We start from the raw sequence: 24,159 nt of genomic DNA on the forward strand, positions 1-24,159 counted from the left end.
GACAGAAAACCCGCTGCCGAAGCAGCGGGTTTTCTGTCTTAAGTGCCTCGGGCAATACCGGCCTCTTGCTAAATCCACTTAACTGCCTGCCGCAATTTTCTTAAGAGCCTGTTGTTTTTCCACATGTTGCTGTTGCGTTGCGAATTCGGTTTTTCTCCGCCGATCGAGAAGGCATCCTCAATTAGTTGCTGGGCATCCAGCAGGGCGTTGGCGTAGGGCTGATACAGCACACGCTCCGGCAGTTCGCCGGGCTCCTCTTCCGCGTCCCAGAGTCCGGCCCGGTGCCAGGGTGAAAGATGGTCCCAGTCGGGTCGGTCGATGATGGGGTAGAGACAGATTCCCCACAATGGTATGCCTGCCTGCAAAACGGCCGCACATTCTTCTGCGACAAAACGGATCCAGTGCGGACGGTCTATACCTGGGTGACTTGTTTCTGTCAGCGCAATGGGCTTCTGGTAACGGCTATAAGCCATCTGCAGCAGATCCCGCAAAGGCTGCCACCGCTCGTCCTCGTGTTCATTCACCCAACTCAGTTGTGCGTTTGTGCCAATCTCCCATTGGTTGCTGTAGTAGTAGTTGAGCCCCAGGATATCCAGGAATTCAGGCCTGCCGCCCAGTTCTGGGCAAATACGACCGCAGAGTATGTCCACCGCCTGAAACTGATGCTCCTGGGCCAGTTGTGCCTCGGCCTGCACCTCGGGCGTGCTTCCAAGAGGAGCTACTATATTCACCAGCGGCTCTGTGGTCAGTATTTGCACGTTCGGATCGATCTCGCGCATGGCTGCTATACCTTCTATGTACGCCCTCATCAAAGCATACTTTACCTCCCAGCCCTGCCTGGTGCAGTATGGAGAAGTGCCCCGCACATCTCCTCCCAGCCAGGAGATAAAACTCACCTCGTTGATCGGTGTGACCACCAGCGGACCATCCGGGAAATGGGAACGGTAAAACTGCACAAAGGCACGGCATATGGCGGCAAAACGCCTGGCAAACATGGGATGCAATGGTGTCAGATCATCCGGGTACCCAAAATGGCAGAGGTCCCATACCTGCTGTATGCCCAATGCCTTGCCCTGCTTGAGCATAGTGCCGACGGTGGTCCAGTCGTACAGGTAGGGCGCTTTCTCCACCTGGCTCCACCGCATACCTTCACGCACTGTCCTGATATGGAAGGGCGCCAAATTCTCATAGTCCTGCTTCAGCAACGTGAGATGGCCTGTCAGGGTGAGGAAATCCACCCTGTTACCAAAGGCATTGAGTTTATCAGTGCACTCAAACCCAGCCATCCAGAAGGACTGAAAAGGACTTTCAAGTAGGGATGTGTTCGTTGCGTTATCAGCCATAAGCCTGTGGGGTAGGAATTGCCTGCTACCTGACTGGCAGCAGGCAAAAATGGATGTTCATCTTTATCAGGCGGTTTTGCCGTTGCCTTTGATGCCGGCATGAAACGCTGCCTCGTCAAGTTTTACGCTATGCCCGTTGTGCCCGACCAAAGCGCTATCCAATAAGGGCAGCACCTCTTCCTGGCACGATAGCTTTTTGTACAGCGTGAGTGCCTGCGCCACCACCTGGTCCATGTTGTAGTACTTGTAAGTAGCCAGCCTGCCGACAAAGTGAACGCCCGGTGTGGCTTCCGCCAGCTTTTTGTACTGGTTGTATATGGCCGCATTCTCAGGGCGCGGCACCGGGTAATAAGGGTCTCCCTCGGCCTGCGGGTACTCATACACCACACTGGTCTTGGGATGCTGCTGCCCCGTCAGGTACTTGAACTCCGTGATGCGGGTATAGGCATGCTCGTTGGGGTAGTTGACCACCGCAGCAGGCAGGTGCACCGGTACATTCAGCGTTTCGTGCTTAAACTCGAGCGAGCGGTAAGGCAGTTTTCCAAACCTGAAATCAAAGTACTCATCCACCGGCCCTGTATAGATCATCTCTTTGAATGGAATCATGTCGAGTATTTCGTGATAGTCCGTGTTGAGCATGATCTTGATGTTGGGGTGCGCCAGCAGCTTTTCGAACATGCTGGTATAGCCGTGCAGCGGCATGGCCTGGAAGGTGTCGGTAAAGTAACGGTCATCGCGGTTGATTCGCACCGGCACGCGGGAAGTCACGGACTTGTCCAGCTCCGAGGGGTCCATGCCCCATTGCTTACGGGTATAGTTGCGGAAGAACTTTTCGTAAAGCTCGCGTCCCACCTTGCTCACCACCACATCCTCGGAGGTGCGCACCGGCGTTACCTCCTCCGCCACGGATTTAAAGAAATCATCCACCTCAAAGGAGGTCAGGCTGAGGCCGTACAGTTTGTTGATCGTGTCGAGGTTGATGGGCATGGGCACCAGTTGTCCGTCCACGCTGGCGAGCACCCGGTGCTCGTAGGGGCGCCAGGCCGTGAACAGGGACAGGTAGTCGAACACCTCCTTTGAGTTGGTGTGGAAAATGTGCGGCCCGTACTTGTGCACCAGTATGCCGTCTTCGTTGTAGTGGTCGAAGGCATTGCCGGCAATATGGGGACGCTTGTCAATGATGAGCACTCTTTTATGCAGCTGCGAGGCCAGGCGCTCGGCGAGGACGCTGCCAGCGAATCCCGCTCCCACGATCAGGTAGTCGAACATATGGTAATGAATTATAAGGTAAGCGATTACTCCTGATCAGGCTTGTTGCTGTTTTTTCAATTCCAGAGCACCCACGATAAGATTGGTCATGCTACCCCATGTATTGTCCCAGGAAAGGTCAGTCATGAAACCATCCACCGCAGCCAGCCACTCTTCATCCTCCTGCTGCGTCAGGGCGTGGTCCACAGCTTTGATAAAGGCCTCGGGGATGGCGGCGATGTGCACCAGACCGGCCTCCCCATAAGGACGGACCACATCGCGGATAGGGGTTGACACGACAGGCTTGCCGGCTGCCAGGTACTCGGGTGTTTTGGTCGGGCTGATAAATTCGGTGGACTCATTGATGGCAAATGGAAGGAGCGCGACATCCCAGCCACTCAGGTAGGCAGGCAGTTCCTTGTAGGACTTCCCTCCCAGGTAGTGGATGTTGGCGTGTCGGGGCAGTGTGGCCGGATCGATCTTCACTACCGGCCCGATCATAATCAGGTGCCATTCCGGTCTGGCCGTTGCCAGGGCTTCCAGTAGTCCGAGGTCCATGCGTTCGTCAATCACCCCAAAGAAACCGATGCGGGGGCCCGGTATACCGGCCTGGTCGGCGGGCTCTGGCAAGCGGGTGCGCGCCTGTACAAAGTGCGCCTTGTCGATGCTGCTTGGAAAGGCATGCACCTGCGGATGCTGCTTTTTCTTGGCCTCGTACAGGCTTTGCCCTCCCGTAAAAACAAGGTCTGCTTTCTGGAAGAGCGCGCGCTCCTGTTCTTTAAGCTGGGCCGGCGCAAATCTGAAAGCCGACAATTCATCCATGCAATCATACACGGTGAGTACGGGCGTAAAGTGCGCCGTAAAGCGCAGGGCCATCGGTGTGTAGTACCAGAAAAGGTAGTGGGTTAGTCGCTGTTCAGCAAACAGCTGGCTCAGTAGGTGGCGTTGGGCTGTTTCCACTGCTTCCACGGAGAAGCCATGGGGCATGTGCGGCACGACGAGTTGTACATTCCCTTCGCGCTCCGCCACTTGAAGGCAGGGCTCCTGGGAGTCAGTGAACAGGGGCTCTTCCACGAAGAAAACACGCACCTGTTTAGCAAAGCGTGAGAGCAGGTGCTGTGGCCGTTGGTACACAAAATCCCAGCGCAGGTGCGAGAAACAGACCACATCCGGCATGCTTTGAAAACCGTTAGCTAGTGCTGTCCCTCCAGCAGTTTTTTTATGTGCTACGGTTTCTCTGTCAGAAACCGCACTTGCATTGTCATCGCCGGTTGATACCGGCGTAATTGATTCAGAGTTTGTTTTAAACATAGCGTTTTTAAGAGACTTAAGGCCAGGCTAAAAGTTAGCAACACGAATTGCCAACCTGATGAGACAAGTTTTACTTCTACGTAAATTGTGATAAATCAACTTAAGAAATTACACGTATTTCCACCGGTTTATACACTTATTAATTACATACTTTATACCTACTTTCTGCCACTCCCGAATATACAGGTATCCGATAGGCTGATTTTATAGCAGAATGCCTATTTTGCAGATTAGAAAAAGCAAGTAGCAGGTATGGCTGATTCACAAGTGGCAGACAAAGAAGGCATTAGGGGGAACGGCATTGGGATGCGCAACGAGCGGTCGCTGCATGCTGCCCTGAAGCAGTGGTACGCCCAGCCCGGCGATAGCTTTGAAGTACCTGTCGGCGGATTTGTGATTGACCTGGTGCGCGGCGAGCAGTTGGTCGAGATACAGACCCGCAATTTCACCGCCATCCGACCAAAACTGCAAACCCTCGTACAAGAGCATCGCGTACACGTGCTGCACCCGATCACACTCGAAAAATGGATTGTGCAGGTAGACAAGGCTGGAGGTTCCATTTTGTCGAGGCGAAAGTCAACTACAAAGGGAGCGCTTACCGACCTGTTCGAAGAGCTCGTTCGACTGCCGGAATTGATGAACCATGCGAACTTCTCCATTGAGTTTCCGCTGATACAGGAAGAGGAAGTGCGCTGCAAAGACGGCAAAGGCAGTAAGCGCCGCAAACGCGAAAGTCTGAAGGACAGGCGACTGGTGTCTGTGGTTTCGTCGAGGGTGTTTAGCAGGAACACCGATTTCCTGGAGTTTCTCCCTCCTTCCCTGGCCCAGCCCTTTTCGAACAAGTGCCTGGCAAAAGCCACCGGGCTGCCCATGCACCGCTGCCGCCAGATCACGTACTGCCTGCGTAAAATGGATGCGATCGTGGTAGTCGGAAAAAGAGGGAACGAGCTGCTCTACGAGTGGTAGTGCGTAAAAAACAAACCCGAAGCCGTCCGATAAATCCGGAAAAACATTATATTGTCATACCTTATACGCAAGTAGTACCTAAACCCTAAACTGTACCCTGATGCCATCCATCACGCCTATTAAGACCAACGAAGCTGCTTCACAGTCTACCGAATCAACGCGGGACTATAGAAACTATACCTCTCCGCTGATCGTCGTTACGCTCCTCTTCTTTATGTGGGGCTTCATCACCTGTATGAACGACATCCTGATCCCGAAACTGCAGGAAGTGTTTACGCTGCAGCTCTGGCAGGCCATGCTCATCCAGACAGCTTTTTTTGGGGCCTATTTCATTGTGTCATTCCTCTACTTTATCACTTCCATCGTCAAAGGAGACCCTATTCAGAAGATCGGGTATAAGAACGGGATTATCATCGGTCTGATCGTGGCGGCCCTGGGCTGTACCCTCTTTTACCCGGCAGCCGAGTTTCACAGCTACGGCCTTTTCCTGATGGCTTTGTTTGTGCTGGCATCCGGCATTACGGTGCTGCAGATCACGGCCAACCCCTACGTGGCGATCCTCGGACCGCCCGAAACCTCGTCCAGCCGCATGAACCTGTCGCAGGCGCTGAACTCCTTCGGCACCACCATCGCCCCTATTATTGGCGGTTACCTCATCTTCGACCAGGTGGCATCTGCTCAGATAGACACGGCGGACTCGGTTAAGCTCCCTTACCTGGGACTTGCCGCGCTGCTATTGCTACTGGCTTTGTTAATTAAGGTGGCAAGACTTCCAAGGCTGGAAGGCAGCGGTAAAATTGAGACTGGCGCCGGCGCGATGAAGCATCCGCACCTGGTGCTGGGTATCATCTGTATTTTTATGTATGTGGGTGGTGAGGTGAGCATTGGCAGTGCCCTGATCAATTACATCAAACTTCCGCAGATCACCGGTCTGACTGAATCGGAGGCGAAACACTACCTGGCCTTCTATTGGGGTGGTGCCATGATCGGACGCTTTTTCGGGGCTGTGGCGCTGAGCACTTTGAAGCGCGCGGGTAAGTTTGCAGTTATGGCCCTGATCGCTTTGGTTACTTTCGTGACGGTATACGCGCTGTATGACCTCAACCAGGCGATGATCATCCTGGGATTGATTGCAGTAAACGTACTGGTGCTGATGTTGGCCCGCTTTATCCCTAACCGCACCGTGGGCTTGTTTGCCATGGCCGTGATTGGCTTGCTGCTGATTGGCGTGGTGGCCGAAGGTTCGCTGGCCATGTGGGCGATCATCGCCATTGGTCTGTTCAACTCCATCATGTTCCCGACCATCTTTGACCTGGCCATCAAAGGGCTCGGCCGACATACCAGCCAGGGCTCTTCCCTTCTGGTCATGGCTATTGTGGGTGGTGCCATCGTACCGCCGCTACAAGGCTTGTTCGCCGACTTAACCGGCGACCTGCAGCTTTCCTTCATCATCCCGATGATCTGCTACGCCTACATTGTGTATTATGGCTTTGTGGGGTATAAAGTGAAGGAGGCTCAGGTATAGCAGAGACTCTGAATTTCAAATAAAAAGAGACCGTGGGATTACCCTGCGGTCTTTTTTTGGCTGAATCAGGATTCATTTGACGGATTGAGACGCAAAAACCTCGCGGTGTCTTCCAGACCCGCGAGTGTCTGGTGGTGGATTAGTTTGTCTGAATCTTTATATAGGGCCCCTACCCCAAGGATTTTCAGGATTTATGGATTCACAGGATTCTCGTGCACGATTGTCATCCCCCTACCCCCTTCAAAGGGGGACTTAGCCTTTCCCACCTGTCATCCTGAAAGGATCTTGGTTGAAGGGTGGTCAGGCAGTTGCTATGATACACCCCTGCCCCTCTCTTCAAAGAGGGCCCCTACCCCCAAAGGGGAATCTTCAGCAGCTGCTTAATTATCAGGTATAGCTGCGTAGTTACAGTAGTTCTTTTACTAGACCGGGTCCAACCACCCCTGCCCCTCCTTGTCTAAGGAGGGGAGTCTATTGCTGCCACTTTGCAGGTATAAGCGTTTTAGCACATATCACTGGCAGGTAAAGCAATACTAACTTGCACGTCGGCTACAAAGCAAATCACTTCAACCAAGTGCACTTTTGACGATTTTGTGTTTGAGCGGTCAGCGAGTTTAAAATCGTCTTGATTTTTTTGCCTACTTTTTTTATCAAGAAAAAAAGTAGGGCCCGCCCGGCCAGGGCAAGCTACAAAGCAATGCAGATTGCTATACCTGCAACAGCCGTAGCTACAAAGCAATACAGTTAGCTATACCTGATCAGGGAGCTGCAGCAAAGAGCTTTTTATTCGGCTTACTTCCCATGTAAAATGTAATCCTCCCACCCTTCATGATCTCGTCATGCGTCAGGTAGGTGCGGTTAACTGGTTTTCCATTCAACTCCATCTTCTGCACATACACATTCTTATCGCTCTGGCTTTTCACGTCGATGGTGAAGGTCTTGCCGTTCTCCAGGTTAATCGTGGCTGACTTGACAGCCGGACTGGTAATGGCATACTGGTCGGAGCCGGGGGCTACCGGGTAAAAGCCCAGGGCGCTGAAAATATACCAGGCACTCATCTGGCCGAAGTCGTCGTTGCCGCCCAAGCCGTCCACGGTGGGTTTGTACATGGCCTTAAGTACCATGCGGGTGCGCTCCTGCGTTTTCCAGGGCTGATCGGTCCAGTTGTAGAGGAAAGGCACGTGGTGCGAGGGCTCGTTGCCGTGCACATAGTTTCCGATGATGCCCTCTCTGGTAATGTCTTCGGTATTCTCGAAGTACTTATCCGGCAGGTCCATGGTGAAGAGCGAGTCCAGGTGCTGGGCGAAGCGGATCTTCCCTCCCATCATCGCGATCATCTGGGCCGGATCATGGGGCACGTACAGACTGTAGTTCCAGGAGTTGCCCTCGATGAAGCCCTGCCCGTGCGTGTCGAGTGGATCGAACTCTTTCTTCCAGGTGCCGTCGCTCAGTTTCGGGCGCATAAAGCCGGATTTGGCATCATACACATTTTTGTAGTTCTGGGCACGCTTGCTGAACTCTTCGTAAATGTCCTGCCGATTCAGCTTCTTCGCCATCTGCGCAATACACCAGTCGTCGTAGGCATACTCCAACGTTTTCGATACCGAAGAGCCGTTCTTGTCTTCCGGCACGTAGCCCATGTCCATGTAGTACTCCAATCCATCGTAGTAGCGGGTGCGGGCGGTCTGCACGCAAGCATCCAGAGCACGGTTCGCGTCAAAGTTTCCGTTCCCTTTCATCACCGCATCCGCAATCACCGGCACAGAGTGGTAGCCAATCATGCACCAGTTCTCGTTGGCGTAGTGCGACCAAACGGGCAGCATTTTGTGTACGCTCTGGTCGTAGTGCGCCAGCATGGACTTGATCATGTCGTTGTTACGGGCGGGCTGCAGGATGTTGAACAGTGGGTGTAGTGCCCGGTAGGTATCCCAAAGTGAGAAGCTGGTGTAGTTGGTGAAGCCATCGGCCTGGTGCACGTTCATGTCCAGCCCTCTATACCTGCCGTCCACGTCCATATAAGTAGTTGGACCCAGGAAAGCATGGTACATGGCGGTGTAGAAGTTCTCGAGATCGTCTTTGCCGGCGTCCACGACTACTTTGCTAAGCTCTTTGTTCCAGGCGGCCTGTCCCTCGCGCTTCACCTGCTCAAAGTCCCAGTGCGGAATCTCGGCTTTCATGTTGGACAAAGCGCCTTCGGTACTCACCGGCGACAGGGCAAACTTAATCTTGATCTTCTCTCCTTCCTCGGTCTTGAAATCGAAATAGGCGCGGATCTTTTTGCCGGCGAACTCAGGGAAGTTTTTGGTCTGGTCGAACTTGCGCCAGAAGCCTTTGTATACCTGCGCCTCGGAGTAATCTTTATTGCCATACTGGTGGAAAGGCTTGTTGAAGGCCATGGCAAAATATACGGTGCGGGTGCGGGCCCAGCCGTTGGTCTGGCGGTAGCCGGTGATCAGCGTGTCGTTCTCCACGCGCACGAAGGTCCAGGTGGTTTTGCCGTCGTAGTTGTAGATGCCCGACATCAGGTCCAGGATGATGTGCGCTTCGTCTGACTTCGGGAAGGTATATTGGTGCATGCCCACGCGGTTACTGGCCGTGAGTTCGGCCATGATGTTGTTGTCGTCGAGCTTTACCTTGTAGTAGGCTGGTTCTGCCACCTCGTTTTTATGCGAGAAAGTAGAACGGTAGCCGCTCTCCGGTCTGTCGGCCGTGCCCGGATTCAACTGCAGCTTGCCGGTGGTCGGTGCGATCAGGAAATCGCCCAGGTCGGAGTGGCCGGTGCCGCTGAAGTGCGTATGACTGAAACCAACGATCGTTTTGTCGTCATACTGGTAGCCGGCGCAGTACTTGTACACGTCCTTGTTATACTTGCCGTTCACCTCGTAAGGTATGGTATCGGTATCCGGACTCAACTGTACCATGCCGAAAGGCACCGTGGCTCCCGGATAGGTATGGCCCATCTTGGCGGTTCCGATCATGGGGTTGACATACTTCACCAAGTCAGGCGTTGCGGACTTCTTCTGGGCGAAAGTCAGGCAAGGTATAAACAGGAGAACGGAAAGGGCTATACTTCTCATATAGTGGACTGTCTGTTTGGCAATCAGGTTAGAATGACGTGTTTAAAGTTAAGGGTTATTTTTAAAATTTAGTCCCCTCCTATGCTTGGCTAAGGAAAGTGTTTCTTGTATGTTGTTAAGTATAAGGCTGTCACTGATTTAATAGGTGTGGATCAGGTATAGGAACCAAATTCTCCCCTTGAGGGGAGCAAGAGGGGTGTTTACAGCTGCGTAAAAATTGCAGATTAGTCGATCACTGGTAGTTTGACTTCGAAAATGACACCCCTATAATCCCCTCAAGGGGATAGTCTTTGAGAATATAATTATTATCCCCTAAAGAGAGTTGGAGGGGTGTTACCGGTTAGCAATTGCCCTTTGCTATAGGTTTTAAATCCCTATTGTCCCATAGTCGCATGTTGCGAACTCACGTTCTCACTTGTCCTCAAGGGGATAGTTTCGGAATCCATCACGAAGCTCTTTCGGACTTCCGAGTCCGGAACTATTTCTGATGGGGACATCCATGTCCCCTATACCTGAAAACACAACAGGCACACGGGGATGTGGACATCCCCAACAGCTTTCTTCGGGACATGGATGTCCCGAAGAGCGTGTGAGCAGTAAGCGGTTGCTTTACAGATTCCATCAACTGATAGAATTACTATGTCATTTCGACAATAGGAGAAATCTGAAGCATTGTGCAGACATTTAAATAATCCAGATCTCTCCTATCGTCGAGATGACAAAGGAAGTGAAGGGCCTCAACCATCATACAGGCAAATTGACTAAATTGCACCTTTGCTTTTCAATACCCTGCTTTTAAACTTAGCCGCCTGATGGATTTTATTGCGCTTGATTTCGAAACGGCCACACCACAACGTGACAGCCCCTGTGAGATAGGTATAACCGTGGTGCGCGACAGGCGCATCGTCGAGACGCTGTCCTGGCTGATCAAGCCTTTGTATTACCCGAACTTCAATTCCTTTAACATTGCCGTGCACGGTATCCGGCCCGCTGACGTAAAAGATCAGCCTGATTTTGCAGAGCTCTGGCCGCAGCTAAAACCCTACCTCGAAAACCAGCTCCTCATCGCTCACAACGCCAGTTTCGACATGAGTGTGCTGCGCAAAACGCTGACGACATACGGCATCCCGCTGCCGGAGGCGCGCTATACCTGCAGCCTGAAATTTTCGAAGAACATCTGGAAAGGGATGCACAAGTACGATCTCAAAACGCTCTGCAACATGCACCGCATTGATTTTCTGCATCACCGTGCCGCCTCCGACGCCGATGCCTGCGCCCGCCTCTCGCTGAAGGCCCTTGACCTGACGGGCACTAGCTCGGAAGAAGAGTTTAATGCGCGCATGGGGAGCAAGATCAGCCGTGTCTGATCGCTAATGTGAAGTCACCCGGCGGCAGTATTCCCCTAAAAGGGAAAAGACCCGTACTCCACTCTTTTCGTGGCGGCCAGCAGTGGGCGTCCATCCAGGTATAATCAGGCCGAATTCCGCTCGGCGTTGATGATACCAAATGAGCAGCGCATCACCAACTTCTCGTATACCTGTTTTTCTTGCGGCGTTGCCCCCTGTTCTTCCAGATTCCGGATGCGAGCCAGGGCGTACTGCTGAATCGTGATGAGCGGTAACTCGATGCGTTGCCGTAGCCGGATCGAGAGCTCATCCATGGGTTTGTCGGCCATCAGCGTGTCGGCCCCCGCCAGCAGGAGCACGTATTTTTTCGTCCGCTCAAACTCCTCGTATATCTGCTGCCAGAGCGGGCCGTAAGTGGGATGCTCCGCCAGGTAGGCCGTCACCGGAAAAAAGCACTTCTTCATCGCCATCTCGGAGTTGTCGAGCAGGGTTTTGAAGAACAGCGAGTGTTTGTAGAGTTGCTGCAGTTTGGGCCAGTCCCCTTTCGCATGTAATGCCTCCAGCGCCCTGCCCACACCGTAGTAACCCGGCAGGTTCTGTTTCAGCTGACTCCAGGCACCCACGTAGGGCACGGCGCGCAGATCATCCAGGTTGAGCTTGCCGGATTTGCGCTTCGAGGGGCGACTGCCGATGTTGGCCTCACCGTAGTAGCGCAGCGGACTCACATAGGTGAGGTACTCCAGGAAAACCGGATGGTTCTTCAGCTCGACATAAGCGTCGTAGCTCACTTCTGCGAGCTCCTGCAGCAGCTGGTCATCCTCCTGGCTGAGGGTGGGCTTTTTGCGGTTGAACAGACTGTTGCTGATGCCGGCGTGCAGGAGTTGCTCCAGGTTGAAGCGGGCCGCATCCACGGAGCCAAAGTTGGAACTTACCGTCTGGCCCTGAATGGTGAGCTGAATCTCTTTGTTGGCGATGTTGTTGCCCATGGAGGCGTAAAACTGCTGCGTTTTGCCACCGCCCCGGGCCGGAGGCCCTCCCCGGCCGTCGAAGAAGATCACCTCCACGCCATACGCGCGGCTCACCTGCGTGAGAGCCTCCTTGGCTTTGTAGATGCTCCAGTTGGCCATCAGGTAGCCGCCGTCTTTGGTGCCGTCGGAAAAGCCGAGCATGATGGTCTGCGTGTTGCTGCGCCGCTGCAGGTGCTCCCGGTATACCTCATTTTCATAGAGCTGGCGCATAACGGCCGCCGCCTGCCGCAGGTCCGTAATCGTTTCGAAGAGCGGCACGATGTCTACGGTGAGGGCATCGGCTTGCCAGCCATGCAGGCGGAACAAGGCATAGACCTCCAGCACATTGAGGGCGCTGGTGCAGTGGCTGATAATATAGCGGTGGCATCCCTCCTCCCCGTTGCGCTCCTGTATGGTCCGGATAGCGTTTACAGTTTGCAGCGTGTCCTGCAGCAGCTCATCATCTGCAAACAGATCGAGGTCTTGCAGACTGTCTGCTATACCTGTCAGGGCAGCAATTTTCTCCCCATCCGGAAGCTGCGCATAGTCTTTTGGCAGCAGGTCGGTGCGTTGCGAAAGCTCCTCAAACAGGTGGCTGTGCACAGAGGAATCCTGGCGGATGTCGAGTGTGGCGAAGAACAGGCCGAAGAGCTCCACTTTGGTGATCAGCGCCTCCACCTGTTTTAAAAACAAACTGTTGTGCTCTTCCAGCAATAGCCTGCCTATCTCCCGCAGTGAAGTGAGGATATCCTCCTGTTTCAGATCCAGGGTATAGCCGGGCACAAACAGGTGATTGTAGAGCTTGGCTTCTAGCTCCTTGAGCAGATCTTCCACGCCCCTGAAAGTCAGGCGGCGCCTGAGTCGGCGTATGTCTGCATAGTAAGCCCTGATAGCCGCGAACCGCAGCGCATCGGCCACCTGCAGCGTGGTGTCTGCTTTCACAAACGGATTGCCATCGCGGTCCCCTCCCGGCCAGAAGCCCATCCGGATCAGTTTAAAGCCCGGCCGGATCACACCCGGAAACTGAGCGTCCAGGTAAGAAATAATGTCACCGGAAGCGCGGTAAAAAACATTCTCCAGAAACCAGATCAGGCTTATAGCCTCTTCGTAGGGTGTGGGTTTCTCTTTCTTGAAAAAGGGCGTTTTGCCCAGCTGCCGCAGGTATGAGTGCGCCTGCGAGGTATTGTCAGTCGCGAGTGCCTGCGACAGGTCGTTGATGATACCCAGCACATTGCTCGGGTAGAACTGCGTAGGGTGGGCCGTGAGGACCAGGCGCACCGCAAACTCCTGCATCTTGCGGGCCAGCTGCTCCTGCGCCTGCTCGTGCAGCACCGCGATGCTCAGTTGATTCATGGTGCCTGCGCCGTGCATGTCGTGGGTATCACGGAAGGCGGCCTCTTCCAGGGCATCGAACAGCACCACCTGCCGCTCCGCATACTGCACAAAACGGAAGAGCAGGTCGTGCTGCTCCTGCTCGGTGCGGTAGTTTGTGTACTGCGCAAAGAAGCTTTGGATGATCTCCTGAGGACTCTGCTGGCGCTCGTAGCCGTCCTCACAGTGCAGTACCAGCAGCGAGAGCAGCACGCCCGTTTTCTCCACCCGGTGGAAGGGCAGCGACGAAAACAGACTGTTATACATTTCATAGCGCGTGCCAACCAGGGTGGAGAAGGCTTCGAGGTTGGTATCGGCACGGAGGGTACTGTGCGTGGTCATAGTTTCAGGGAGAAGGTGTGTCTGTCGCTTAAGATAAGAAATAATCCTAAACCTATTTCAAAGCGTCATTATCCGGCTGCAAAACAAGGCCAGTTAAAACTGCATGGCTGAGCTGCGTTGCCGCTCTTATACGGGAGACATCGTGAAAACAGAGTCAACGCACTTCGCAGGCTGATCCAACCAGGGGCAGTGCCCTGCCCCCTCCACCACCACAAATTCGCAGTTTTGGATAGCCGCTGCTTTCTGCCTTCCGGTAGCAGGAAGTTCAAAAGCGTCCTGATCGCCCCAAATGAACCTGACCGGCACAGCAAGCCCGCCCAGCTGATCGCCCAGGTAGTATATGTCTTTCCAGCCACGCAGTGTGAGCACGTTTTCCAGCAGCGTGGTGAATGACTTCATGGCGCCTGGCAACAACTGGCTGTAATAGGAATGCCGGAGGTAGGATTCCGAGAGATGGGCCACATCGGCCACGAAAAGCTCCTTGTGCAGCTTCATGACATTCGGAATGGAAGGTCTGCCGACCGTATTTATCAGGAGCGTGTTCAACCCCCGGGTACCCAGTAGTCTCAGCAGGAGCGGAATACGGTGGTTCATGCCGGCAGGCGCCCCCATGAGTAGGAGCTTATTTACCCGTTCGGGATACTGCATGGCGAAACAGATACTGAAGTAGCCACCCATGGACTGGCCCAGCAGTGCAGCTTTCTCCAGGCCCACAGCATGCATGAACGCACCTACAAAGTCGACAGCCTCCGACCTGAAATCAAGGCCCCGGTAATCCATATAATCAGACAAGCCGCAGCCGGGCCTGTCGACCACCAACAGGTGAAAACGCGCTGAGAGAGGCCGCAGGATATTTATCCACTCCCCGGCATGGCTGCCACCGCCGTGTAGCAGCAGCAGCGGCTCTCCGTCTCCCAGTTCCAGGTAATGGATCGTCTTACCCAAGCCATCTACAAAAACCTTTTTTGACTCAGGCTGTATTCCCTCCTGTTCAAAGAGTGTCTGCCGTGTGCTGATGTAACCCTCTATTGCTTCCATCGCGCTTGATTGTTGTATAGCTTCTGCCGGGCCTGCAGAAGCCACTTCCGTATAGCCCCGCACATTCTTGTATACGTAGGCGGCGCTTTGAAAGGCTCCATACCTGTAACCACTCCTGCAACAGTATACTGCACTTCATTAAGAGGTTTTCTTCCCCCTGCAGATCACTGGCAGGTATAGGAGAAGCGGTTCTTAACTTCTGCAGGCCCCTGACCGGGCAATCAGCCAGAGCAGCTTTACTTTGTCGCAAATCGCCCTTCATTTGTCAATTTTCACCCCCTTTTTCCAGCCCTGTCAGTTTATCTTTGTACTAGTTAGAGCAAGGCAGACAAGCAGCCTGGGGCTATTAGGATCAGACGCAGCAGCAATATGAATTCAAGTGCTTAAACCTTTACTCCATTTGATTTTTTATGTACATTCATGCTGTACTTTGTCAATCCTGATCACAAGTTAATCTTTTCAAAATAAGCTAAATACTATGGAAAGCACTTCAAAAACCACGACCGTCACCATCAGCGCAAACGTAGAGGCTCCGGTAGCTAAAGTCTGGCGATGCTGGACCGAGCCGCAGCACATTACCAGATGGAACAATGCCTCCGATGACTGGCATACCCCACGGGCAGAAAATGACCTTCGGGTGGGTGGCACATTCCTCTCCAGAATGTAGGCCAAAGACGGCAGCATGGGCTTTGACTTCAACGGCACTTACACTGATGTGCAGGAGCACGAGCACATCGCCTATGCCCTGGAGGACGGCCGAAAAGTAGAGATCAAATTTGAGCAAGCCGGCAATGAAACCCGCGTTACGGAAACATTTGACGCGGACCCAAGCCATTCGGTGGAGATGCAACAGGCGGGCTGGCAGGCCATTCTGGATAATTTCAAAAAATATGTGGAAGCTGCTGCCAAGCCCCGCACGCTTCACTACGAGATCAGCATTCAGGCGCCCGCCGAAAAGGTATACCGCACTATGCTCGACCCGAAGCAGTACAAGGCATGGACCGCCGTGTTTCACCCAACCTCGCATTACAAGGGCTCCTGGGAAAAAGGCGCTAAAATACTGTTCCTGGGTCTGGACGATAAGGGCGTTGCCGGTGGCATGGTAAGCCGGATAAAGGAGAATATTCCGAACCAGTTTATCAGCATCGAGCACCTGGGCCTGGTGCAGGGCGATACCGAAATCACGAGCGGACCGGAAGTAGCCGAATGGGCGGGTGCGCTGGAGAACTATACCTTTACCGAAAAGCAGGGCGAAACGGTACTGGCCGTGGATGTGGACACCAACCAGGAGTATGAAGCCCACTTTTCAGAAACCTGGCCCAAGGCGCTGCAGAAGATAAAGGCCCTATGTGAAACCGAATCCTAAACCTTTAACCCACAAAATAAAACGATGGCAGCAGTAAGCACCTACCTCAACTTCACGAACCAGACCGAGGAAGCTTTCCTTTTCTACAAATCCGTTTTCGGGACCGAGTTTATCGGGAGCATTTCCCGTTTTGGCGACATCCCTCCTTCCGAGGACATGCCCCCTATACCTGAAGCAGACAAAAACTTGATCATGAACATCGGTCTGCCGATTCTGGGCGGGCACCTGCTCATGGGAACGGATGCGCCTGAATCGATGGGCTTCCGGCTGACGAAGGGCAACAATGTGTACATCTCCCTGCACCCCGACTCCCGCGAAGAAACGGAACGTTTGTTCAAGGCGCTTTCGGAAGGCGGCAAAGTAGAGCAGGAACTGCAGGATATGTTCTGGGGCGACTACTACGGCAGTTGCGAAGACAAATTCGGCGTACACTGGATGTTCAACTGCGATCAGAAATAATTTCGAACAGAAATCATAAAAGCAAAATGAGCCGCTCTTTCACTTCTGAAAGGCGGCTCTTTTACTATTACATTTTTGCTATTTCTCGTAGGTATAGCTTTCGCTTATGGCTGGCACCTGTGGGTGAGTCTGCAGTTTAGAGTAGCGCTGCTTTGGCATACCGGACTCGTGGTAGCTGTAGGTATAGACTTCGGTATCACGGAAGCCCGGGTTGTTCTGAAACAACTTCACGCCAGGCAAATACATAGTGCTCTGGATGTAAGGCAGCGGGTTCGGGCTGTTGTCGTAGCCTCCCCAGGTAATCGTTATCGGTGCACTCAGGTCCTCGGCCTTGCTGCTCGTAGACCATGCCTGTACCAGTTCCGTCAGGTTACCCTTCGCGTCATACTTGTAGTCAATCACATGGAGTCTGCCTTCCGCCATAGTAGCATAGCTGATGTTGGCTTCGCGTACTAGCCTGTCGCCGTTGTAGGCATAGGTATAGCGGTAGATCGGCTGATGATCGCGCGAGTAAGTAACAGCTTCTATCACCCTATCACCTTCGTAGGTATAGAGCAGGTAGTGCTCGCCTCCCTTAAAGTTGAGACGCACGGGCTTATCACCTTCCCAGATCACGGTATAGCCATGCGTAAGCTGATCGGTATAGCTCAGCTCCACCAGCCGGTTTTGCGCATCGTAACGGAAAACGCGTGTGCCAAACTGCTTGAGCAGGCTATTGGTCGTCACCGGTGTCTGGGTTGGGTTAGTGGGCGGTGTGGTAGTAGGCGGCGTTGTGGTTGGTGTACCTGTAGAAGGTTTAGTTGGTACAGCAGGCATGATCACATCTTCTTCGCAGGAAGTAAGCGTGAGCAAGGAGATTCCAAATCCGGCCAACAGCACGATTAAACGGGGTTTTACGCTATAACTTTTCATAGTTTTATTTGTGGTATATTCAAAATACCTTTATCAAGATATATGCCAAAAATTAGGAAGGGCTAATATTCTGGGCGAAGGGTGAGATAAAGGTGGTGGAAAGCAGAGTTTTATATAGCTCATAGAACTTAAGACCTTGTATTAAATCTAAGTCTATCAGTAAATTGCTATATTGTCGAGATGAAACAGACGAGCTCCACTGCCACTCCTCCGGCACTTAGTGCCTATCTGAAGAGGTTTATCAAGCTGCGCCAAGGCGTGACTAAATATGGAAGGGCACCACACAAGCCTGTGCTGCTGCTTACATTTATTGAGCTGTTTGAAAAGGCCGAACTATCAGAGAACAGGGTATACATTTCACCTGAACTGGTAGCGAGGTTTAAGGAAACGTTTGCACTACTGGTGAGAACATCGCATACGTCTGATTTCTCTTTGCCATTTTATCACCTGGCAACCGAAGGATTTTGGAGTGTTAGAACAAAAATGGGTGGAATTCTTCAGGTACACATTAGAAGTATCCATACTCTTAGTGAAGTAGTAGAATTCGGTTATTTTGCTGATGACCTCTATACCTTACTTCTGGACACAGCGTCTCGCAATATTTTGAAGACTGCTATACTAGACCACTATTTCCCCGATACAAAAGCCGAGTATCTCAATACTAAACAAGGTGGGTACATTCAAAACCTGCAAAGCTATCTGCTAAACGAGAGTCCTGCCAGCTATACCTTGGCATTGAACGAAAATGACGAAGAAGAAGCTTTTATACGAGGCGGGATGTTCAAAAAACTTGTCCCGCAAGTTTACAACCATACCTGCTGTATTTCAGGTATGCGCTTAGTTTCCAATCACGGATTTTCTATGATTGATGCCTGTCATATTGTTCCTTTCAGCCTCAGTAAAGACGACAAGATTAACAATGGTTTAGCCCTCTGTCCTAACCTTCACCGTGCCTTTGACCGCGGGCTTATCTCAGTAGATGAGAAGTTGAAAGTGCTGGTATCAGATACCATTGCAGAGGACTTATCAAATAACTATGCCCTTTTGCATCTCAGAGGCAAGCCACTAACGTTGCCTTTTGGTGAAAAGCATTTTCCAAGTTTATCAAACTTATCTTGGCATCGTAAGCATGTGTTTAAAAATTAAATTTACTAAATTATAATACCTTTACCCCCATGCCCCACCAACCCCACTACTCCCCCATGGCCCGCCAGTTGTTCGGCCAGTTCCTGGACCAGGAAATAGACCGCGACACCCTGATCGGGCGTTTGCAGGAAATGGAACTGCAGCTGCAGGCGGATGCCGACGAGGAAAACGAGGATGAAGAGGTAATGGAAAGCACACGTTCGCTGCGTATCCGCATTTTCGGGGGCGATACGCTGGGCATGAGCATCAGCGAGATAGAGCAGGACCTGCAGGATCCCGCCCACCCCAACGCCCAGATCCTGATGCGGGGCATTGCCTTCGGACTGGCGGAAGATGAGCTGGAGGTGCATTTCGAATAAAAAAATTACGTACCTTTATTCTATACCTTAAATCTATACCTATGGCAAAGTCACAAGACGCAAAAAAGGATGTAAAGAAAAAGCCGGCTAAAACTCCAAAGGAAAAGCAGGCTGCTAAACTCGAAAAGAAAAAGAAAAGCTACGACTAACGTATAAGCCCTGTCGCATCCGGCAGGTATACCCACACTATTTTGAAAAGCAGCAGACGGAAACGTTTGCTGCTTTTTTGCTTTCCGGAATGCCCGATGCTATACTTAAAATTGTATGACTTAATTATATAGCATATCTTTAATATTTATACCATACACCCATCTTCAAACCACACCGCTTATGAAGCAACTTTTACTACTAATCCTTTTTCTTGCCCTACCACTCGCAACTGCTTTCGCACAGGTAATTGAAGAACTGGATGTAATGCCGCCTCAGCAGATACAGCTGGAAGTATACTACAAGCTTATCGAAGAGAAAGGGAAATTTGGCCTCGCTGATTACGAAGGGAAGGTTGTTGTGCCCGCCAGGTATACCTCCGTGGCATACAAAGGATATGAGCCTCACATCAGAGTGGAACTGGACGGAAAATTCGGGCTCATGGATACGGAGCAGAAGCTCCTTCTGCCGATCCGGTACAGCAAACTGGAGGTATTCTTTCAGCGCACCGATGTATTCTATGTCGAGTACCAGGTGGAGGGAAAACGCAAAACGGATATCATCACGGAAACTGGCAGCAGCATCCTGCCGGCAGGGGCCGTACTACGGGGCTACCATGGTGCTGAGATCATGATCACGGTGAACAGCAAAGAAGCCCTGATAGATGGTGAAAGCGGCTCCTACCTGCTCAAACCCATTTACGACAGTGTGAACAGCCAGGGAGACCGGTACCGGGTTTGCCTGAACGGGAAATGCGGGTTCATCGACAAAAAAACACACAAGGTGCTCGTGCCGCTTATCTACGACGACGAGTACACTTATTACAGAAACGGCCTGGTCATCCTGGTGCTGAAAGGCAAAGCGGGTGTGATGGACGAGCAGGGAAATACCGTTATCCCTTTTGCGTACGAGAAGATACGTTCGGGCAGCGACAACAAGATCTTCAATGTCAGAAACACTGCTAAGAAGGAGGCGCTGTTTCAGGCCGATGGCAAACAGTTTACGGCCTGGTACGATTACATTACAGACGACATCAGCAAGCAATTCTACTACTACCGCCAGGATCCCCCTTCCGGAGATGTTTATAAGTTTGGTTATGTAGATAAGTCTGGAAAAGACATAACAGGCGCTGTTTTCGATAAACCCGTTATGTTCTACGCTTCTGACAATTGCATTGAACTGAAGAAGGATGGCCAGACCGTATACCTGACCAAAGAAGGAAAAATAACGAAGAAGAACTGCAAATAGGCCGATGCAGGTCTGGAAGGTATACCTGGAAATAGCGTCAATAACAACCAGGTATACCTTCCAATTTATGCTTCGGATATAGTGTAAATACCAGGCAATCTGTATATTTGCTCTCTCCTATACCTTGTGTTAATATCCGCCCTTCGCCTATGAAGCAACTTTTACGCCTGCTGCTCGGGATCGTCCCGTGCCTTTTTCTTGCCTGCGACTACACTCCATCCGGAAGCCACTTTGAGGAGGTAAGCCCTCAGGTCGAAGTGATAGGCGATATCGAACTAGACAATTTTCCGTCGCAGGACACCCTGATGCTGCGGGGATCGGTCAATCTTAATTTCAACGTTTCCCTTCCGGGGCGCACCATCTATTCTGTCGAGCTTTTGCTGGGGAAAAATTCGCTGGGCGTTACTTCGTCTGCCACAGGGGGGCGCCTGCTCCAGACCAGCGAATATGCCGACGGCTATTATACGCTCCAATTGAATGTGCTAGGCAACTCGGGTACCGGTAGCCTGGCAGACAAGTCGGGGGTTGAGGGCGTGCAGGTATACAGAACCTGGGTGGTGTACATTGATAACACGCCGCCAAAGCCTGTTACGCTCACCAGTGTAAAAGCAGAGGGTGGCAGCCTGAAGCTGGAATGGAAAAAGTACAGGGGAACCGGCTTCCAGAAATACGAGATCCACCGGATCTACCCAGGCCTGGTTTACGGGATCCTGACGGCCACGATTACCGACCCGAACCAGACGACCTGGTTCGACGAAGACTACCTTGGAGAGCAGATTTCCTACCGGGTGGTGACGCGGGTAAACGGGTACTATTATGACCTGGCCAGCAATTCGATCCCTTACTTTTACCCCAAACCGCATGTGCTGGGGAGTACCATCAGCCCCGAAAAGGAGCTTACCATCACGTTCAGTTCCACCCCCTTCACCACAAATTTTGGGAGCTACGAACTGACCCTGAATTCCAACAGGGTTATCACCCTTACCAATCCAAAGGACACCGTTGTTACCATACCTGCCAATATATTTGGGGAAGAGCTGCATGCCACCCTGGCCACGTACTCCAGGTCATACCCCAGCCCCGGCTCAAGGTCGGTGAGGGACTTTGCCATACTGGAAGGTATAGGCGCTCCCTGGGGGCCACAGGACGTAGACAGGCTGTTCGGGAAGACCACTTCCGGAAAGCTTTACTTTGCTGACCGAGGCTATATCAAGGTAGTGGACGCGGCCACCCGCCATGTCTTGCAGGAGCGGAATGTCATGTACGACCAGATAGGCAGCGAGAAGCAGGACGTGATCTCCCAGGATGGCAAGATCCTTTACAGCATCATCAACTATGCCATACACAGGCTGGACCCTCTCACACTGCAGACGCTGGCTACCTATGAGCTGAACGATTTACTGCCGTATGAGTTCTACCACTTCAGTATGCTGGATGGGGTGAGCAACACTAACCGGCTGATTCTGCGGGCCCGGAGCGCGGACTATTACGAAGACACGAAGGATTATGCCTATGTGATTGATATGGATCAGAAAAAGGTCATCACCGCTGTGGAGGCCGACCTGCATTATAGCTATTCCATGATCAGCCCGGATGGGAGAACCATCAACGCATCGGACCAAGTGTATGTAGAGCAGTCCAATGGCTCCTGGAAACAGTTGTCTTTGACAAAACAGGAGGCCAATAGCCTGAAGTTTCATACTGTCAGTCCGCTGTTCTATACTACCAAAGGATCCACTATCTCCTTTTATTCCACTACAGATGGCACGCTGCAGTCAACGTTTCAGACAGAAAGGGAGCTATACCCGATTGACACGGATCCGGTGACTGGCCATCTCTATGGCAGCAGTTATAACCAGCTCTTTATTTACAACAGCAGTACGGGCCAACTGGTCAACAAACTTGATATAGCGGATGGCACCCTTGTGTTCCTTTACAACAACACGCTCTATTCCGGCAACCGCTATCTAAAACTGTAAGGCTATGTCATACCCGAAAACTTTCCTGCTGGCAGTATGTCTGCTGCTGACTGCCAACACAACCATAGCGCAGTCGAAGGTATACCTGGAGCCGCGGTTAGGTTTTGGCACTTTCCGGATGCAATCGATGAAGGAGTTGCAGCGCGTTATGATCGCCAACACCGGCCTGAATGCAAAGGCTACGGATACCTATGGCTCTTATTTTCAGTTTGGCCTCAATGTGGTGTCTGAAATAGGGGATCAATCCCGCATCGGATTTTTCATCGAGCACGGGTCTACCGGTGGTCGGGTGGCTTATGCAGACTACTCCGGTGAGTTTTTGCTGGACACTCCGCTCAATTACAATGCCTTCGGAGGTTTGTTCTATCACCACCAAGCCATCAAAGAAAGTAAGTTACGCTATGTGGCAGGGGCAGAATTGCATATGCTGATGACGAACATGAAGCTGGAGGCCTATACCAAAATAAACAGCCAAACCGAAAGCAGTGACGATAAGTTTAGCTCGTATGGTTTGGGCTTCAAGCCATTCGTGGGACTGCAGTATCCTTTAATGCATTTTCCAACGACCCTCTCTTTGGGTTACTTTGTGGATACGAACTATCCCTTCCATGTACCGGGTGAGCCAAAACAGCAACTTGTCATCAACAGCAACAACAAAACGATACATCCTGGCTGGAACGGCCTGCGCGTCAACCTGGCCGTCTCTATCCCCATCGTCCGATAGGCCCTCTCAGCGGTGCTGCTCATACCTGTTCGCCTGTACTATCTGCTGCAGTGCTTTGATTTCTTCAGGTGTTAAATCTGCACTTTTACTGGCCAGTAGCGCCTCCTCCAGCTGCTCTTCGGTGCGTATGCCTAGCACGGCCGCACTCACTGCCGGGTGGTGCAAGGTATAGCGCACCGCCACCTCAGCTGCCATGCGGTTTGAGCCCGCTACTTTTCGTACGGCGTTGACCGCCTGTTGCACCTCCTCTAAGGTAAAGCCGAGGTAGGGTTTGGCAGGCTTGCCGGCCAGCAGACCCTGCGCCAGGCTTCCACGGGCCAATACGCCCATCCCCTGCTCCTGCAGCAGGTCCAGCACCGACTCCTCCGGCCTGCGGTCGAGCAGACTGTACTGCAGCATCACGCTCGCTATACCTGAACGACTGACATACTCCCGTATCACATTGGGCCGGATAGACGAGATGCCGTAGTGCCGGATCTTGCCCTGTTCTTTCAGCAGTTCAAAGGCCTCGATGGTGTCGTCGATCGGATCGTCGATGGTGCCGCCGTGCAATTGGTACAGGTCGATGTAGTCGGTTTGCAGCCGCCGGAGGCTCTCTTCCACGGCCTGCAGGATGTACCTTTTGGTAGGATTCCAGTCCCAGCCGCTGCCATCCTCCCGCCACTGGTTGCCGACTTTCGTCGCGAGGATCACCTGCTCCCGCCTGCCTGCAAACGCCTTCCCGACCGTTTCCTCGTTTGCGCCTTTGTCGTACAGATCGGCTGTGTCGAAGAAGTTAATCCCCTGCTCCAGCGCATGGTGCAGGAGCCTCGCATTCGCCGCCTGGTCGCTCCCCAGCGACATACACCCAAAGGCGATTTCACTTATCCGGAGGTCTGATTTTCCCAACTGATTGTAGGTCATGGTGGTTAAGTTTTGCGTTGTTTGTTTCTATAGCGTGGTTTGGGGGAGAAGGTTGGGAATGTACTGGCTCTCTTCTTTTGAAGAGCGCCCCTGTCGCAGAACGGGAGGAAAAGTAAAACGGTAGGGACAGGTCGCGACCTGTCCGAATCGTGCACAGGTATTAGTTGTCTGAATCAGAATTTACAGGATTTAAGAGGGCCCCTACCCCCAGAGGGGATTTTCTGCTGCTGCTTTCTCACGGGTATAGCCTTATAGTTTCAGCAGTCCTATTGCTATACCGTATCCAACCACCCCTAACCCCTCCTTGTCTAAGGCGGGGAATCTGTAATTGCCATTCCAAGG

Annotated in this window: 17 protein-coding genes and 1 pseudogene; 10 read left to right on the plus strand and 8 right to left on the minus strand. The window is 52.3% G+C overall.

The window, feature by feature from the left end; translation table 11 throughout:
• Positions 1-68: 68 nt before the first annotated feature.
• The 3 genes from IEV97_RS01345 to IEV97_RS01355 all read right to left on the minus strand — a co-directional run bounded on the left by IEV97_RS01345 (position 69) and on the right by IEV97_RS01355 (position 3,902).
• Positions 69-1,343, minus strand: a complete 1,275-nt coding sequence (locus tag IEV97_RS01345) for a glycoside hydrolase family 1 protein (RefSeq protein ID WP_229733735.1) — start codon at positions 1,341-1,343, stop codon at positions 69-71.
• 66 nt (positions 1,344-1,409) lie between these two features.
• Positions 1,410-2,612, minus strand: a complete 1,203-nt coding sequence (gene glf, locus IEV97_RS01350) for a UDP-galactopyranose mutase (RefSeq protein ID WP_229733736.1) — start codon at positions 2,610-2,612, stop codon at positions 1,410-1,412.
• 36 nt (positions 2,613-2,648) lie between these two features.
• The gene (locus tag IEV97_RS01355; protein WP_188499709.1) at positions 2,649-3,902 is read right to left on the minus strand and encodes a glycosyltransferase family 1 protein; all 1,254 of its coding nucleotides are present in this window, start codon (positions 3,900-3,902) and stop codon (positions 2,649-2,651) included.
• Positions 3,903-4,154: 252 nt separating this feature from the next.
• Here IEV97_RS01355 and IEV97_RS01360 point away from each other — a divergent pair, with 252 nt between their 5' ends.
• Complete coding sequence (locus tag IEV97_RS01360; protein WP_188499710.1) at positions 4,155-4,868, plus strand: DUF8091 domain-containing protein; 714 nt, start codon at positions 4,155-4,157, stop codon at positions 4,866-4,868.
• 100 nt (positions 4,869-4,968) lie between these two features.
• Positions 4,969-6,393, plus strand: coding sequence for a sugar MFS transporter (locus IEV97_RS01365; RefSeq protein WP_188499711.1), 1,425 nt, complete (start codon positions 4,969-4,971; stop codon positions 6,391-6,393).
• A gap of 758 nt (positions 6,394-7,151) precedes the next feature.
• Here IEV97_RS01365 and IEV97_RS01370 read toward each other — a convergent pair.
• Entirely contained in the window at positions 7,152-9,470 is a 2,319-nt protein-coding gene (locus IEV97_RS01370; protein ID WP_188499712.1) for a GH92 family glycosyl hydrolase, read from the minus strand.
• Between the two features lie 812 nt (positions 9,471-10,282).
• On the opposite strand from IEV97_RS01370, the gene IEV97_RS01375 reads away from it, so the two are divergent.
• Entirely contained in the window at positions 10,283-10,837 is a 555-nt protein-coding gene (locus IEV97_RS01375; protein ID WP_188499713.1) for a 3'-5' exonuclease, read from the plus strand.
• Between the two features lie 104 nt (positions 10,838-10,941).
• Here the strand turns inward: IEV97_RS01375 and IEV97_RS01380 are convergent, their stop codons facing one another.
• The gene (locus IEV97_RS01380; protein WP_188499714.1) at positions 10,942-13,536 is read right to left on the minus strand and encodes a phosphoenolpyruvate carboxylase; all 2,595 of its coding nucleotides are present in this window, start codon (positions 13,534-13,536) and stop codon (positions 10,942-10,944) included.
• Between the two features lie 126 nt (positions 13,537-13,662).
• Positions 13,663-14,574, minus strand: a complete 912-nt coding sequence (locus IEV97_RS01385) for an alpha/beta fold hydrolase (RefSeq protein ID WP_188499715.1) — start codon at positions 14,572-14,574, stop codon at positions 13,663-13,665.
• Between the two features lie 478 nt (positions 14,575-15,052).
• Between IEV97_RS01385 and IEV97_RS20290 the strand changes: the two are divergent.
• Both IEV97_RS20290 and IEV97_RS01395 read left to right on the plus strand, forming a co-directional pair.
• Positions 15,053-15,940 (plus strand): annotated as a pseudogene (locus IEV97_RS20290) (SRPBCC family protein).
• 24 nt (positions 15,941-15,964) lie between these two features.
• Positions 15,965-16,399: a VOC family protein gene (locus IEV97_RS01395; protein WP_188499716.1), complete on the plus strand. Its 435-nt coding sequence runs from the start codon at positions 15,965-15,967 to the stop codon at positions 16,397-16,399.
• A gap of 78 nt (positions 16,400-16,477) precedes the next feature.
• Here IEV97_RS01395 and IEV97_RS01400 read toward each other — a convergent pair whose 3' ends face one another.
• Positions 16,478-17,311, minus strand: a complete 834-nt coding sequence (locus IEV97_RS01400) for a hypothetical protein (protein ID WP_188499717.1) — start codon at positions 17,309-17,311, stop codon at positions 16,478-16,480.
• 180 nt (positions 17,312-17,491) lie between these two features.
• Between IEV97_RS01400 and IEV97_RS01405 the strand changes: the two genes are divergently transcribed.
• From IEV97_RS01405 to IEV97_RS01425, 5 genes are all read left to right on the plus strand, one after another.
• Positions 17,492-18,457: an HNH endonuclease gene (locus tag IEV97_RS01405; protein ID WP_188499718.1), complete on the plus strand. Its 966-nt coding sequence runs from the start codon at positions 17,492-17,494 to the stop codon at positions 18,455-18,457.
• Between the two features lie 29 nt (positions 18,458-18,486).
• Positions 18,487-18,816, plus strand: coding sequence for a hypothetical protein (locus IEV97_RS01410; RefSeq protein ID WP_229733737.1), 330 nt, complete (start codon positions 18,487-18,489; stop codon positions 18,814-18,816).
• A gap of 330 nt (positions 18,817-19,146) precedes the next feature.
• Positions 19,147-20,211 carry a WG repeat-containing protein gene (locus IEV97_RS01415; RefSeq protein ID WP_188499719.1) on the plus strand — a complete coding sequence of 355 codons (1,065 nt, stop codon included), beginning with the start codon at positions 19,147-19,149 and terminating at the stop codon, positions 20,209-20,211.
• 149 nt (positions 20,212-20,360) lie between these two features.
• The gene (locus IEV97_RS01420) at positions 20,361-22,190 is read left to right on the plus strand and encodes a hypothetical protein (RefSeq protein ID WP_188499720.1); all 1,830 of its coding nucleotides are present in this window, start codon (positions 20,361-20,363) and stop codon (positions 22,188-22,190) included.
• Positions 22,191-22,194: 4 nt separating this feature from the next.
• Complete coding sequence (locus IEV97_RS01425; protein WP_188499721.1) at positions 22,195-22,914, plus strand: hypothetical protein; 720 nt, start codon at positions 22,195-22,197, stop codon at positions 22,912-22,914.
• Positions 22,915-22,920: 6 nt separating this feature from the next.
• Here the strand turns inward: IEV97_RS01425 and IEV97_RS01430 are convergent, their stop codons facing one another.
• Positions 22,921-23,817 (minus strand): aldo/keto reductase, encoded by an 897-nt coding sequence (locus IEV97_RS01430; RefSeq protein WP_188499722.1) that lies wholly within the window; start codon positions 23,815-23,817, stop codon positions 22,921-22,923.
• Between the last annotated feature and the right edge of the window lie 342 nt (positions 23,818-24,159).

This window comes from Pontibacter amylolyticus, assembly GCF_014638845.1.
GTDB classification, from domain to species: Bacteria; Bacteroidota; Bacteroidia; order Cytophagales; family Hymenobacteraceae; genus Pontibacter; species Pontibacter amylolyticus.

Excerpts from the sequence above, each read along its gene's own strand:
- IEV97_RS01345 (WP_229733735.1), bottom strand. The coding sequence starts at position 1,343 with ATGGCTGATAACGCAACGAACACATCCCTACTTGAAAGTCCTTTTCAG.
- glf (WP_229733736.1), bottom strand. The coding sequence starts at position 2,612 with ATGTTCGACTACCTGATCGTGGGAGCGGGATTCGCTGGCAGCGTCCTC.
- IEV97_RS01355 (WP_188499709.1), bottom strand. The coding sequence starts at position 3,902 with ATGTTTAAAACAAACTCTGAATCAATTACGCCGGTATCAACCGGCGAT.
- IEV97_RS01360 (WP_188499710.1), top strand. The coding sequence starts at position 4,155 with ATGGCTGATTCACAAGTGGCAGACAAAGAAGGCATTAGGGGGAACGGC.
- IEV97_RS01365 (WP_188499711.1), top strand. The coding sequence starts at position 4,969 with ATGCCATCCATCACGCCTATTAAGACCAACGAAGCTGCTTCACAGTCT.
- IEV97_RS01370 (WP_188499712.1), bottom strand. The coding sequence starts at position 9,470 with ATGAGAAGTATAGCCCTTTCCGTTCTCCTGTTTATACCTTGCCTGACT.
- IEV97_RS01375 (WP_188499713.1), top strand. The coding sequence starts at position 10,283 with ATGGATTTTATTGCGCTTGATTTCGAAACGGCCACACCACAACGTGAC.
- IEV97_RS01380 (WP_188499714.1), bottom strand. The coding sequence starts at position 13,536 with ATGACCACGCACAGTACCCTCCGTGCCGATACCAACCTCGAAGCCTTC.
- IEV97_RS01385 (WP_188499715.1), bottom strand. The coding sequence starts at position 14,574 with ATGGAAGCAATAGAGGGTTACATCAGCACACGGCAGACACTCTTTGAA.
- IEV97_RS01395 (WP_188499716.1), top strand. The coding sequence starts at position 15,965 with ATGGCAGCAGTAAGCACCTACCTCAACTTCACGAACCAGACCGAGGAA.
- IEV97_RS01400 (WP_188499717.1), bottom strand. The coding sequence starts at position 17,311 with ATGAAAAGTTATAGCGTAAAACCCCGTTTAATCGTGCTGTTGGCCGGA.
- IEV97_RS01405 (WP_188499718.1), top strand. The coding sequence starts at position 17,492 with ATGAAACAGACGAGCTCCACTGCCACTCCTCCGGCACTTAGTGCCTAT.
- IEV97_RS01410 (WP_229733737.1), top strand. The coding sequence starts at position 18,487 with ATGCCCCACCAACCCCACTACTCCCCCATGGCCCGCCAGTTGTTCGGC.
- IEV97_RS01415 (WP_188499719.1), top strand. The coding sequence starts at position 19,147 with ATGAAGCAACTTTTACTACTAATCCTTTTTCTTGCCCTACCACTCGCA.
- IEV97_RS01420 (WP_188499720.1), top strand. The coding sequence starts at position 20,361 with ATGAAGCAACTTTTACGCCTGCTGCTCGGGATCGTCCCGTGCCTTTTT.
- IEV97_RS01425 (WP_188499721.1), top strand. The coding sequence starts at position 22,195 with ATGTCATACCCGAAAACTTTCCTGCTGGCAGTATGTCTGCTGCTGACT.
- IEV97_RS01430 (WP_188499722.1), bottom strand. The coding sequence starts at position 23,817 with ATGACCTACAATCAGTTGGGAAAATCAGACCTCCGGATAAGTGAAATC.